The following is a 13,246-nucleotide window of genomic DNA, read 5'->3' on the forward strand; positions in this document are numbered from 1 at the left end:
CCTGATCCTTCTGGCTTGCCTGGCCTCGACGGCCGCGGCGGCCGGCACCGTGGAGGTGAAGTTCACCAAGCCGGAAACCTTCACCGATGTGCGCGACAACATGATGCGTCGCGACGAGGTGCTGGCGACATTTGCAGACCGGCTGAAACAGCTGGCCGCCAAAGGCCTGCCGGCCGGGCAGACGCTGCAGGTGGAAGTGCTGGACATCGACCTGGCCGGCGAGATCTGGCCGCGCTCAGCACGCGACGTGCGTGTGCTGCGCGGCCGCGCCGATTGGCCGCGCATGCAACTGCGCTACACGCTGCGCGAAGGCGACCGCGTGGTTCGCAGCGGCGAAGACCAGCTGTCCGACATGAACTACATGATGAGTTCGCTGCAGTTCTCGAGCAGCGGGCCCTACGCCTACGACATGCGCATGCTGGACAACTGGTTCCGCGAACGCTTCAATCCGCCCAAGCAGTAGTCAGCCCCACCCACCGCCCAGCACGCGCGCGCTTCCCTCACGCGCGTTTGCGGGCCTTGCCGGGAGCGGCCGCCGCCTGCAGTGCATCATGCAGCGCGATGTACTCCAGCGTCAGCTTGTGCCGCGCATCGAGGTGGATCATCGGCAGCGCAGCGTCGTGTGATTCCTTGATGCGCACGCTGGCGCTCAGGTAAGGCTCCAGCACCGGCAGGCCTTCGTCCACCAGTTCCTGCACCAGGCGCTGGGGCAGCTTGGCCCGCGGCTGGAACTGGTTCACCACGATGCCGGCCACGGTCAGCCCCTTGTTGTGGTCGGCCTGGATCTCCTGCACGCTCTCCAGCAGCGCATACAGCGCACGGCGCGAGAAGTCGTCGCAGTCGAACGGGATCAGGCAACCCTGCGCGGCGATCAGCGCGGAGCGGGTGTAGAAGTTCAGCGCCGGCGGCGTGTCGATGTAGATCTGGTCGAACTGCCCGTCCAGTTCGGCCAAGGCGTCGCGCAGCTTGTAGATCTTGTAGCGGGACTCCAGCTTGCTGTGCAGCTCGTCCAGCAGCGGGCTGGAAGGCATCACCTGCAGGTTTTCGAAGCGGGTGTCGGCGATGAATTCGTCGGTGGTCCGGGCCCGCAGCGTGAACTTCAGCGTCTGGTCGAAGAACTCGGCCAGCGTGTCACGCGGTGTGTCGGTGGCGTCGCCCAGCAGGTAGCGCGTGGAGTTGCCCTGCGGGTCCAGGTCGATCACCAGGGTGCGTTGCCCCTGATGGGCGCTGATGGCCGCCAGGTTGCAGGTGATCGTCGACTTGCCGACGCCGCCCTTCTGGTTGAACACGACGGTGCGCATGGGTGGAACTCGCGGGTGCTGCCGGATCGGCTATCCGATAATTATGCTGCAGCGCAACACATCGACACACGACCGCCGGGCCTGGGATCTACCCTGCATTCATCGGTCTGATCGGCGCTTTGCCGCCGGACGGTCGGCGCACAATGCAAGGCATCGAGGCGACAAACCGACCGCACCATTGGGCGGAGTCCGGAACCCGTCACCGACGCCGAGAGATCCGGTCACATGCTCTGCTGTGTCCGTGGGCATCAGGGCCACCAAGCGGTGGCCCTTTGCTTTTGTGCGCCCCGATCGGGGGATGCCTCAGCGCGACAGCGCCACGATGCGTTGCCGCAACTGCGGCATCAAGGAGAGCGCCACCTCCCGCCCTGCATCGATGGTCTGCTTGCGCACGGTGAAGTCGGCGCCCGACGAGCCGGCCAGCCGCGGCCGCATCACGATGTCGGCGTCCTTCAGCTCCAGCGTGTTGATGCTGCGGCCCATGATCGCGAAGGTCTGCAGCAGCAGCCGCATCATGTCGCCGGTGGCATTGCCGTCCGGCGCGTTCGAGATGTCCACCGCCACCACCAGCTCCGCGCCCATCTGCCGCGCAAAGCGCACCGGCACCGGGGAGACCAGGCCACCGTCCACGTATTCGCGGCTGCCGATCTTCACCGGCTGGAACACCGCCGGCACGGCACTCGAGGCCCGCACTGCCATGCCCGGGTCGCCGCGCTGGAACAGCACCGGCTGGCCGTTGTCCAGGTCGGTGGCCACCACGCCGAGCGACAGCGCGAACTGCTCGATCGTGCGGCCGCCCGTCTGCTCGCGCACGTAACGCGCCAGCGCCTCGCCGCGGATCAGCCCGCGGCCTGGGAAGGACCAGTCGGTGATCGCCGATTCGTCCATCGCCAGCGCCAGCCGCGACAACTCGGCGCCCGATTTGCCGGAGGCATACAGCGCCGCCACCAGGCTGCCGGCCGAGGTGCCGACCACCAGGTCCGGCCGGATGCCAGCCTCTTCCAGCGCCTGGATCACGCCGATGTGCGCAAAACCGCGCGCCGCGCCGCCGCCCAGCGCCAGGCCGATGCGGGGCGGGCGCAGCGCCTTCGGCGGCAGCGGGTCGGCGGGTGTCGCCGGCGGCGTGGGCGGCAGCGGCGCGGTGAAGCAGCCGGCCAGCGTGAGCCCCAGCAGGCCAGCGCCGGCCGCGCGGCAGGTTTGACGTCGATTCATCGGGCGATTCTCGCAAGCTCTCGCCAGGCCGGCGGGCGGTCGCGCACGCTCTATATGCCTTATCAGTATTTGTAGACAACTTATTTGTAGTTCGCATTTATAAGGACCATGTCTACAGTCCAGCCCTCAGATCGCCAGCCGCAGCCACGATGTACACCTATACCGAATTCGACCGCCAGTTCGTGCATGCCCGCGCCGCGCAGTTCCGCGACCAGCTCGAGCGCAACCTGAGCGGTGAGTTGTCCGACGACGACTTCCGCCCACTGCGCCTGCAGAACGGCTGGTACGTGCAGCGCCACGCGCCGATGCTGCGGGTGGCCGTGCCCTACGGTGAGTTGAGCGCGAAGCAACTGCGCCAGTTGGCGCAGATCGCCCGCGAGTTCGACCGCGGCTATGGCCACTTCACCACCCGCCAGAACCTGCAGTACAACTGGATCCCGCTGCCCCAGTCGGCCGACGTGATGGACCGCCTGGCCGCCGTCGACATGCACGGCATCCAGACCAGCGGCAACTGCATCCGCAACATCACCAGCGACGCGCTGGCCGGCGTCGCCGCCGACGAGATCGTCGATCCCCGCCCCTACTGCGAGATCCTGCGCCAGTGGAGCACGCTGCACCCGGAGTTCGCGTTCCTGCCGCGCAAGTTCAAGATCGCCGTGTCCGGCGCCGCCGAAGACCGCGCGGCCATCGCCTGGCACGACATCGGGCTGCAACTGGTGAAGCGTGACGCTGGCGAGATCGGCTTCAAGGTGCTGGTCGGCGGCGGCATGGGCCGCACACCGGTGATCGGCAGCGTGATCAGCGAGTTCGTGCCCTGGCAGCAGATCCTCGTCTACATCGAGGCCATCGTGCGCGTCTACAACCGCTATGGCCGGCGTGACAACGCCTACAAGGCGCGCATCAAGATCCTCGTCAAGGCCGAAGGCCAGAAGTTCTTCGACGCGGTGGCTGCCGAGTTCGACAACATCCTCACGCACGATACCGAGGGCGGCGCCCACATCATCCCGCAGGCCGAGTTCGACCGCGTGGCCGCCTGCTTCGTGCGCCCCGCCGGGGTACAGCCGGTCACCGTGTCCGTGGCCGCCGCCAATGACGCCACCGACCAGCCGCAGGCCTACACCCGCTGGCTGGAGCGCAACGTGCACGCCCACCAGGTGCCGGGCTACCGCGCCGTGACGCTGTCGCTCAAGCGCGCCGGCGTGCCGCCGGGCGATGCCACCGACGTGCAAATGGAGCAGGCCGCCGAGTTGTCCGAGCGCTTCAGCCACGCCGAATTGCGCGTCACGCACGACCAGAACCTGCTGCTGCCCTGGGTGCGCGAGACCGAGTTGCGTGCGCTGTGGCAGGCCGCCAAGGAGGCCGGCTTCGCCACGCCGAACATCGGCTTCCTGACCGACATGATCAACTGCCCCGGCGGCGATTTCTGCGCGCTGGCCAATGCCCGCTCGATCCCCGTGGCCGCGGCCATCACCGAACGCTTCGACGACCTCGACACGCTGTACGACATCGGCGACATCGACCTGCACATCAGCGGCTGCATCAACAGCTGCGGCCACCATCACAGCGGCCACATCGGCATCCTCGGCGTCGACAAGGACGGCGCGGAGTGGTACCAGGTCCTGCTCGGCGGCTCCGACGGCTCGACGATCAGCGGCGCGCCAATACCCGGCAAAGTGATCGGCCCCTCGTTCGCAGCCGAAGAGGTGCCCGACGTCATCGAAGCGGTGATCGACACCTACCGCCAGGAGCGCGCAGCCGGTGAGCGTTTCATCGACACCGTGCGCCGCATCGGCATCACCTCGTTCAAGACCGCCGCCGACGCGCAGCGCCACCTGACCGCCCGGGCAACAACATGAAGTTCATCGACTCCCGCCAAGACCAATGGCACGCCGCCGTCGGCGAAGACGGCCCGATCCAGCAACCGGCGCCGCGCCCGCACTGGCTGCTGAGCCTGGAGCAATGGCACGCCGTGCGTGAAGCCTGGCCGGCAGGCCTGGCCACTGGCGTGATCGTGCCCAACGACGCCGACATCGAAACCGTCGCGCCCGACCTGCCGCGCCTGGCACTGGTAGCGCTGCAATTCCCGAAGTGGATCGACGGCCGCGCCTACAGCCAGGCCCGCATTCTGCGCAGCCGCTACCGTTTTGCCGGCGAAGTACGCGCCACCGGCGACGTGGTGGTCGACATGATGCCGCTGCTGGCCCGCACCGGCTTCGACGCGGTGAAGCTGCGCCACGACCAGAAGCAGGCCAGCGCCGAACGCGCGCTGAACTTCTTTGCCGGTCACTACCAAGGTGATGTGGGCCAGCCGCAGCCGGCCTTTGCCCGTGACCTCACCAGCGAACTGGCCGCGCACGCGGCGCAGGATGCCGACCGCTTCGTCGGCGAAGGAATCTGACATGAAGACCCCCACGCTCAATTCTTTCGCTGCCCCCCGAGGGGGCTTCAGCGCCCTTCGGGCGGCCGGGCGGGCACTGTGATGAGTGCCATCGACCTGTACGCCCGCGCCACGGCGGGCTTCGATCAACGTGTGGCCAACACGATCTCCCTGTTGCGTGAAGCTGCGGAAACCCACGCCGGCCGCATCGTGCAAGCCACCAGCCTGGGCGCCGAAGACATGGTGATCACCGACTTGATCGCGCGTCACCACCTGCCCATCGCCATCGGCACGCTGGAAACCGGCAAGCTGCACGCCGAGACTTCGGAGCTGATCGGCCGCATCGAACACCACTACGGCCTGGCCGTCGAGGTCTATCGGCCGCAGCAGGAGGCCGTGGTGCATTTCGTGCGCAACAACGGCGAAGAGGCGATGTACCGCAGCCTGGAGTTGCGCAAGGCCTGCTGCGGCATGCGCAAGCTGGAGCCCTTGTCGCGCATGCTGGCCGAGCGCAGCGCCTGGGTCACGGGGCTGCGCCGCGAACAAAGCGATGCCCGCAACGAAGTGCCCTTCATCGACCAGGACGACCAGGGCCGCGCCAAGCTGAACCCGCTGGCCGACTGGAGCTGGAACGACATCTGGCACTACATCCGCTCGAACGACGTGCCCTACAACCCGCTGCACGATCAGTTCATGCCCAGCATCGGCTGCGCGCCCTGCACGCGCGCCATCGCGGTCGGCGAACCTTTCCGCGCCGGCCGTTGGTGGTGGGAAGACGAAGCCGCGAAAGAGTGCGGCCTGCACGTCAACCAGGCCGACGAACCCGCGGTCTCGATGCTCAAGCCGCAGGAGGCCACCGCATGAATGCCCGCGTCAACCTGGACCAGTTGCTGCCCGAGCTGGACCACCGCCACCTCGACTGGCTGGAAGAAGAAGCCATCTTCATCCTGCGTGAAGTGGCCGCCACCTTCGAGCGCCCCGCGCTGCTGTTCTCCGGCGGCAAGGATTCCTGTGTGGTGCTGCGCCTGGCCGAGAAGGCGTTCAAGACGCGCGTCTCCGGCAACGACTTCAAAGGCAAGCTGCCCTTCCCGCTGCTGCACGTGGACACCGGCCACAACTTCCCCGAAGTCATCGAGTTCCGCGACCAGCGTGTGGCCGAGATGGGCGAGCGCCTGGTCGTTGGCGACCTCGAAGACTCGATCAAGCGGGGCACCGTGCGCCTGGCCGACCCGCTGGAATCGCGCAACGGCCACCAGACCGTGACGCTGCTCGAAGCGATCGAAGAACACCGCTTCGACTGCCTGATCGGCGGCGCCCGGCGCGACGAAGAGAAGGCCCGCGCAAAGGAACGCATCTTCAGCCATCGCGACAGCTTCGGCCAGTGGCAGCCCAAGGAGCAGCGGCCAGAACTCTGGACGCTGTTCAACACCCGCCACCGCCCCGGCGAACACTTCCGTTCGTTCCCGATCAGCAACTGGACCGAGTTGGACGTCTGGCTCTACATTGCCCGCGAGAACATTCCCTTGCCCGGCCTGTACTTCGCGCATGAGCGCGAAGTGATCCGCCGCAAGGGCCTGCTGGTGCCGGTGACTGCGGTGACGCCGCCGCAGGCCGATGAAACCGTCGAGACCGCGACCGTGCGTTTCCGCACCGTGGGCGACATGACCTGCACCTGCCCGGTGGAAAGCGACGCCGAGAATCCGGCCGACATCGTCGCCGAAACGCTCACTGTCACCGTCAGCGAACGCGGCGCCACGCGCATGGACGATCGCACCTCCGATGCTTCGATGGAGCGGCGGAAAAAAGAAGGGTATTTCTGATCATGTCCGCTGTGCTGAAACAACCTGCTGACCCCCTTGAAACCGTGAAGGGCACGGACCACCGCGAGGCCGTCAAAGGCACGGATCACCGTGCCTTGCGCTTCCTCACGGCCGGCAGCGTCGACGATGGCAAGAGCACGCTGATCGGCCGCCTGCTGTTCGACAGCCGCGCGATCCTGGCCGACCAGCTGGACACGCTGGAGAAGCGCGCCGCCGGCGAGCCGATCGACCTGTCGCTGCTGACCGACGGCCTGGAGGCCGAGCGCGAACAAGGCATCACGATCGACGTGGCCTACCGCTACTTCGCGACGCGCCACCGCAAGTTCATCATTGCCGACGCACCCGGCCACGAGCAGTACACCCGCAACATGGTGACGGCCGCAGCGGGCAGCGATGCGGCCGTGGTGCTGGTCGACATCACCAAGATCGACTGGCAGGCTCGACCGGTCCCGCTGCTGCCGCAGACACGCCGCCACGCGCTGCTGGCCCACCTGCTGCGCGTGCCGAGCATCGTGTTCGCGGTGAACAAGCTCGACGCGATCGAACAGACCCAGGCCGCCTTCGAAGCCACACGCGACGCGCTGCTGGCCTTCGCCGAAGAGGCCGGCATTGCGGTGGCCGGCATCATCCCGGTCAGCGCACTGCGTGGCGACAACGTGACCCAGCCGCTCGATGCCGCGTGGTACAGCGGCCCCTCGCTGCTGCAGCTGCTGGAGAGCCTGCCGACGACGCAGGAACGCACCGAAGGCGCGCTGCTGCAGCCGGTGCAGTTCGTCGCCCGGGACCCTGGTGAAACAGGGGAAGGCACCGGCAACCAGCCGCGCACCTTCTGGGGCCGCATCGCCCACGGCAGCGTGAAGGCCGGTGATGCGGTGCAGGTGTTCCCGAGCGGCCAGGAAGCCGTGGTGGCCGAGGTGCGCCGTGCCGGCAGCACGGTTGACAGCGCGCAGGCCGGTGAATCCGCCGGCATCGTGCTGGATCGCCAGCTGGACATCTCCCGCGGCGACTGGATCGGCAGCCCCGGCACGCTGAAGCCCGTGCAGCGCTTCAACGCGACGCTGGCCTGGCTGGACACCGAAGCCGCGCAGATCGGCCGCAAGTACTGGGTGCGGCACGGCAACCGCTGGGTGCAGGCGCGCATCGCGGCCATCGAGCACCGGCTGGACATCCAGAGCCTGCAGCCGATCGACGCGCATGAACTCGCCGTCAACGAGATCGGCCATGTGGTCATCGAGTTGCAGCAGCCGCTGCCGCTGGAGGCCTATGCCAACAACCGTGTCGGCGGCGCATTGATCGTCGTCGACCCCGCCAGCAACCGCACCAGCGGCGCGCTGCTGGTGCGGGAATGAAGGTGTGGGCCACGTCGTCTTCATCGGCGCAGGGCCGGGCGCGGCCGACCTGATCACCGTGCGCGGCCTGCGCCGCCTCGGTGAAGCCCAGGTGGTGCTGTTCGACGCGCTCACCGACCCGGCGCTGCGCGAAGCGGCACCGCAGGCGAGCTGGATCGATGTCGGCAAGCGCGGCTTCGGCCATGCCACGGGCCAGCCGGCGATCAACGCGTTGCTGGTGCAGCAGGCGCAGACGCATGAGCGCGTGGTGCGACTCAAGGGCGGCGACCCCAGCGTGTTCGGCCGCCTCGAAGAAGAAATGCAGGCCCTGGCCGCGCACGGCATCGGCTTCGAGGTGGTGCCCGGCGTCACCGCCGCGCTGGCCGCCGCGGCCGATACCGCACGGCCGCTCACCCGGCGCGGTAGCGGCCGCAGCGTCAGCCTGACCACCGCGATGACGCATCTGGGCACGCTGCAAGCCAAGCGCAGTGCCGACACCGAAGTGTTCTACATGGCTGGCCAGCAGTTGCCAGCGCTGTCGGCCAAGCTGCTGGAGGCCGGCTGGCCGGCCGAGACGCTGGTGAGCGTGGTCTCGCGCGCCGGCTGGCCTGACGCCTTGGCCACCCAGCACCAGGTGGCCGGCCTGGCTGATGCGGCGCAACAGCATGCCGGCCGACCGGCCGTGGTGACAGTGGGCGCCGGCGCGATGCCGGCTGCCGCCCGCCGGCCCGAGCCGCCCTCCACCGCCGGCAGCCAAGACCCCGACACTTGACAGATCTCAACCCGCCAACCCTGGGCCCGCGCCTTAAAATCGTCGGTTCGTCCCCGTTCTTCCAACCTTGGTTCGCCCCATGACCCACGTCGTCACCGAATCGTGCATCCGCTGCAAGTACACCGACTGTGTCGATGTCTGCCCGGTCGATTGCTTCCGCGAAGGCCCGAACTTCCTGACCATCGACCCCGATGAGTGCATCGATTGCGCGGTGTGCATCCCCGAATGCCCGGTCAACGCCATCCTGCCCGAGGAAGACGTGCCCAGCCACCAGCTGGCCTTTATCAAGCTCAACGCCGACCTGGCCAAGGGCTGGCCCAGCATCACCAAGCGCAAGGCGCCGCTGCCCGATGCCGACGACTGGAAGGACAAGACAGACAAGCTGTCTGAACTGATTCGTTGAACTTGCCATGTCCATCATCGAGACCGACGCCGTCATCGTCGGTGCCGGTCCGGTCGGCCTGTTCCAGGTCTTCGAGCTGGGGCTGCTCGAGATCAAGGCCCACATCATCGATTCGCTGGCCTATGCCGGCGGCCAGTGCATCGAGCTGTACCCGGACAAGCCGATCTACGACATCCCGGCCGTGCCGGTGTGCACCGGCCGCGAACTGACCGAGAACCTGCTCAAGCAGATCGAGCCCTTCGGCGCTACCTTCCACCTGGGCGAGGAAGTCACGGTCGTGCACAAGCAGGCCGATGGCCGCTTCCATGTCGAGACCGGCAAGGGCACCCAGCTGCTGACCAAGACGGTGTTCATTGCCGGTGGCGTCGGCTCGTTCCAGCCGCGCATACTGAGGGTCGAAGGCCTCGATGCCTTCGTCGACACCCAGCTGTTCTACCGTGTGCGCGATCCGTCGCAGTTTGCCGGCAAGGACCTGGTGATCGCCGGCGGCGGCGATTCCGCGCTGGACTGGGCGCTGAACTTTGCGCAGGAAGGCCCGCACCAGGCCAACAGCGTGATCCTGATCCACCGCCGCGACGGCTTCCGCGCAGCGCCAGCTTCGGTGGCCAAGATGCGCGAGCTGTGTGATGCGCTGCAGATGCAGTTCATCGTCGGCCAGATCACCGGCATCGACACCACCGACGGCCGCCTGACCGGCGTGCGCGTCACCGGCAACGATGGCGTCACGCGCCTGGTGCCGCTGGACATGCTGCTGTCCTTCTTCGGCCTGAGCCCCAAGCTCGGGCCCATCGCCGAATGGGGCCTGGGGCTGGAACGCAAGCAGATCGTCGTCGGCACCGAGACCTTCGAAACCAACGTGCCCGGCATCTTCGCGGTGGGCGACATCAACACCTACCCGGGCAAGAAGAAGCTGATCCTGTCCGGCTTCCACGAGGCCGCGCTCGCGGCATTCGGCGCCGCGCCCTACGTCTTCCCGGACAAACGCGTGATGCTGCAATACACCACCACCAGCCCGAAGCTGCACAAGGTGCTGGGGGTCGAGACGCCGAACTTCGACGATTGACCACGGTCATCGCGGCGCCGATGCACCATCGGCCATAATTCGTTCTCCACGCGGCCTACCCGGCGGCGTGGCTTCGCTAGGGGTGTTGTGCCGCGTTGATACGGCGCAACTGAGAAAGTCCCTTTGAACCTGTTTGAGGCGAGCCTGTGGCGAGCCTCAAAGTCCCCGACAGGGGGCTGAGGTAATCCTCGCGCAGGGAAGCAGTCTTGATGTCTCGCTACGCCGTCCTGGCGTGCCCGTCTTCCGGCTTGCCCACCTGCCATCTCGATTGAAGGCAAGACGATGGCATTCCGAACCACATTCATCCTCTCGGCGCTGGCCCTCGCGGCGCTGCAGGCCACGGCCCAGGAGGCAGCACAGACTGTCACGGTCACCGGCCGATCGGCGAATCCGCCACTCGGTCTGGCAGGCTTCGGCGATGTGCCGCTGGGCCGGCTGCCACTGTCGGCCACCAGCATCGGCGGTCCGCAACTGCAGGACGCCGGCATCACCAGCCTGGCCGACATCACGCGGATGGACGCCGCCATCAGCGACGCCTACAACGCACCCGGCTACTGGAGCATGCTGGCGGTGCGCGGCTTCGTGCTGGACAACCGCTTCAACTACCGGCGCGACGGCCTGCCGATCAACGCCGAAACCGCGATCGCTCTGGGCAACAAGAGCAGCATCGAAGTGCTCAAGGGCCTGTCCGGCATCCAGGCCGGCACCAGCAGCCCCGGCGGCCTGGTGAACCTGGTCGTCAAGCGACCGGTCCCTGCGCTGCGCAATGCGTCCATCGCCTGGGCGCAGGACAACAGCCTCGAAGCCGCGGTGGACCTGTCCGACCGCAGCGGCGCCGATGCTGCCTTCGGCTGGCGCCTGAACGCCAGCGCGGCGCGGCTGGATCCAACGATCAATGCCAGCGAAGGACGGCGGCACCTGGTGGCGCTGGCCACCGACTGGCGCTTCAGCAAGACCAGCCGGCTCGAAGCCGAAGTCGAGATCAGCCACCAGCGCCAGCCCAGCATGGCCGGCTTCAGCGTACTCGGCAACCGCGTGCCTGATGCGAGCGCCATCGACCCCAACACCAACCTCAACAACCAGCCCTGGAGCCTGCCGGTGGTGCTGGACGGCCGCACCGCTTCACTGCGTTACACGCAGGAGATAAACCGTGAACTGAGCGTCACCGTGCACGGCATGAGCCAGCACCTGCGCAGCGACGACCGCGTGGCCTTCCCCTTCGGTTGCAGCGCGGAGAACAACTACGACCGCTACTGCAGCGATGGCAGCTTCGACCTCTACGACTTCCGCAGCGAAGGTGAACGACGCCGCAGCGATGCGCTGGACCTGTCGCTGGCCTGGCGCGGCCAGATCGCCGGCATGGCGCACCAGCTCGGCACCGGCGTGCTGTTCAGCCGCTACCAGGCACGCTTCAATCGCCAGGCCTTCAATTGGGTCGGCATCGGCACGATCGACGGCCTCAGCGTCACACCGCCCGATCCAAGCTTGACCGACGAGAACACCCACCGCACCGAACGCAGCACGGAATGGCGTCTTCAGGACGCGATCACGATCACCGAAGACACCAGCCTGTTCGCCGGTGTGCGGGTAAGCCAGCTGCAGCGCGACAGCGTGCGCACCGACGGCTCTCGCCCGACGGGCTACGACCAGCACCTCACCACACCCTGGCTTGCGTTGAGCCACATGCTGAGCCCACGCGACATGGTCTATGCCAGTTGGGGCCAGGGCGTGGAATCCGAAGTGACGCCGAATCGCCCGCGCTTCAGCAATCCCGGCCAGGCGCTGCCGGCGATGAAGAGTCGGCAGATCGAAGCCGGCTACAAGCGCCGCAATGGCGCGCTGGACGGCGGCATCGCACTGTTCGAGGTGCACCGCCCCGCCTGGAGCGACATCGGTTCCTGCACCGACGACGAACCCGGCAGCTGCACGAGGAAGATCGATGGCGAAGCCCGTCACCGCGGCATCGAGGCCGAGCTCGACTGGCGCGCCGGCGCCTGGAACCTGCGTGGCAGCGTGATGCTGTTGCGCGCACGCCGCGAAGGCGCCCAGGATCCTGCGATCAACGGCCTCAAGCCCACCAACGTGCCCGAGCGCAGCCTGAAGCTGCAGGCCGCCTACAACGTGGCGGCCCTGCCCGGCCTGGCGCTGCTGGGCTACGTGACCCATGAAGGCCGCCGCGCGGTACTGCCCGACAACAGCCTGCAGATCGGCGGCTGGACCCGCGTCGACATCGGCCTGCGCTACGCCATGAAGCTCGACGGCCGCACGCTCACCTGGCGCGCCGGCATCGACAACCTGGCCGACCACCGCGCCTGGAAGGAAGCCCCCTTCCAGTTCGGCCACGCCTACCTGTACCCGCTGCCGGAGCGACAAGTTCACGTCTCGCTGACCGCCGACTTCTAGAAGCCCCGAAAATTCAGGCTATACTCCAAGGCTCAATTCCTCGATAGCTCAGTCGGTAGAGCGCCGGACTGTTAATCCGTAGGTCCCTGGTTCGAGCCCAGGTCGAGGAGCCAAAATTAGCGTTAGGAATCAAGCACTTAGGTCACAAGCCTAGGTGCTTTTTCTTTTCCACCGCCCGCCAGCCACCAAAGGACACCCCCAGATGAACGAAGCAACTTCAGCAGAGCAATTCGCCCAGAACGCCCTGCAATCGGCAGCCATGGAGAAGAACCTGTTGGCCTTGGCTGAACTGGCGGAGTCGGCCGACCAACACCAGCAAGGTGAGCACATCCGAGGCATCGTCGCGACGACCATCGCCCATCTGTCCTCGGACGCGACAGCTGCGACGCGCGAGCTTGCAGCTCAGTGGCGGGCCTGGGCGCTGGGCTTGGTGGACGGGTCGGTACCCGCGGCGATCTGAAGAATGAAGAATTGGGCACACACGGCCCAGCGATGCAAGCACCTGCTGTCGACAACCCAGGTGCTTTTTTCTTGGGCGGGTTCGGCCTCAAGGTCGGGATAGGTCAG

Annotated in this window: 13 protein-coding genes and 1 tRNA gene; 12 read left to right on the forward strand and 2 right to left on the reverse strand. The window is 67.1% G+C overall.

Annotation, left to right across the window (positions count from 1 at the left end; translation table 11 throughout):
* On the forward strand, positions 1–463 hold a 463-nt coding region (locus VLK61_RS18970), incomplete at its 5' end, for a DUF3016 domain-containing protein (RefSeq protein ID WP_325423185.1).
* A 37-nt stretch (positions 464–500) separates the two neighbouring features.
* On the opposite strand, the gene VLK61_RS18975 is transcribed toward VLK61_RS18970, so the two are convergent.
* Positions 501–1,301, reverse strand: a complete 801-nt coding sequence (locus VLK61_RS18975; RefSeq protein ID WP_325423186.1) for a ParA family protein — start codon at positions 1,299–1,301, stop codon at positions 501–503.
* A gap of 303 nt (positions 1,302–1,604) precedes the next feature.
* Complete coding sequence (locus VLK61_RS18980; protein WP_325423187.1) at positions 1,605–2,513, reverse strand: patatin-like phospholipase family protein; 909 nt, start codon at positions 2,511–2,513, stop codon at positions 1,605–1,607.
* Positions 2,514–2,662: 149 nt separating this feature from the next.
* Here VLK61_RS18980 and VLK61_RS18985 point away from each other — a divergent pair, with 149 nt between their 5' ends.
* From VLK61_RS18985 to VLK61_RS19035, 11 genes are all read left to right on the forward strand, one after another.
* On the forward strand, positions 2,663–4,369 hold the full coding sequence (locus tag VLK61_RS18985) for a nitrite/sulfite reductase (RefSeq protein ID WP_325423188.1): 1,707 nt from the start codon (positions 2,663–2,665) through the stop codon (positions 4,367–4,369).
* Positions 4,366–4,911, forward strand: coding sequence for a DUF934 domain-containing protein (locus tag VLK61_RS18990; protein ID WP_325423189.1), 546 nt, complete (start codon positions 4,366–4,368; stop codon positions 4,909–4,911). The genes VLK61_RS18985 and VLK61_RS18990 overlap by 4 nt, the downstream gene beginning before the upstream one ends.
* Positions 4,912–4,992: 81 nt before the next feature.
* A complete protein-coding gene (locus VLK61_RS18995) occupies positions 4,993–5,754 on the forward strand; it encodes a phosphoadenylyl-sulfate reductase (RefSeq protein ID WP_325423190.1) in 762 nt (253 codons plus the stop codon).
* Positions 5,751–6,710, forward strand: coding sequence for a sulfate adenylyltransferase subunit CysD (gene cysD, locus VLK61_RS19000; protein ID WP_325423191.1), 960 nt, complete (start codon positions 5,751–5,753; stop codon positions 6,708–6,710). Before VLK61_RS18995 ends, cysD begins: the two co-directional genes overlap by 4 nt.
* A 44-nt stretch (positions 6,711–6,754) precedes the next feature.
* Positions 6,755–8,059 (forward strand): sulfate adenylyltransferase subunit 1, encoded by a 1,305-nt coding sequence (locus tag VLK61_RS19005; RefSeq protein ID WP_325423192.1) that lies wholly within the window; start codon positions 6,755–6,757, stop codon positions 8,057–8,059.
* A gap of 4 nt (positions 8,060–8,063) precedes the next feature.
* Positions 8,064–8,810 carry a uroporphyrinogen-III C-methyltransferase gene (gene cobA, locus VLK61_RS19010; RefSeq protein ID WP_325423193.1) on the forward strand — a complete coding sequence of 249 codons (747 nt, stop codon included), beginning with the start codon at positions 8,064–8,066 and terminating at the stop codon, positions 8,808–8,810.
* Positions 8,811–8,889: 79 nt separating this feature from the next.
* Positions 8,890–9,213: a ferredoxin FdxA gene (gene fdxA, locus VLK61_RS19015; protein ID WP_325423194.1), complete on the forward strand. Its 324-nt coding sequence runs from the start codon at positions 8,890–8,892 to the stop codon at positions 9,211–9,213.
* Between the two features lie 7 nt (positions 9,214–9,220).
* Positions 9,221–10,276: an NAD(P)/FAD-dependent oxidoreductase gene (locus VLK61_RS19020; protein WP_325423195.1), complete on the forward strand. Its 1,056-nt coding sequence runs from the start codon at positions 9,221–9,223 to the stop codon at positions 10,274–10,276.
* A 282-nt stretch (positions 10,277–10,558) separates the two neighbouring features.
* Positions 10,559–12,679: a TonB-dependent siderophore receptor gene (locus VLK61_RS19025; RefSeq protein WP_325423196.1), complete on the forward strand. Its 2,121-nt coding sequence runs from the start codon at positions 10,559–10,561 to the stop codon at positions 12,677–12,679.
* A 37-nt stretch (positions 12,680–12,716) separates the two neighbouring features.
* A tRNA-Asn gene (locus tag VLK61_RS19030) sits at positions 12,717–12,792 on the forward strand.
* Positions 12,793–12,881: 89 nt separating this feature from the next.
* Positions 12,882–13,139, forward strand: coding sequence for a hypothetical protein (locus tag VLK61_RS19035; protein ID WP_325423197.1), 258 nt, complete (start codon positions 12,882–12,884; stop codon positions 13,137–13,139).
* Positions 13,140–13,246: the final 107 nt, after the last annotated feature.

Source organism: Aquabacterium sp., from assembly GCF_035476535.1.
Taxonomy (GTDB): Bacteria; Pseudomonadota; Gammaproteobacteria; order Burkholderiales; family Burkholderiaceae_C; genus Pseudaquabacterium.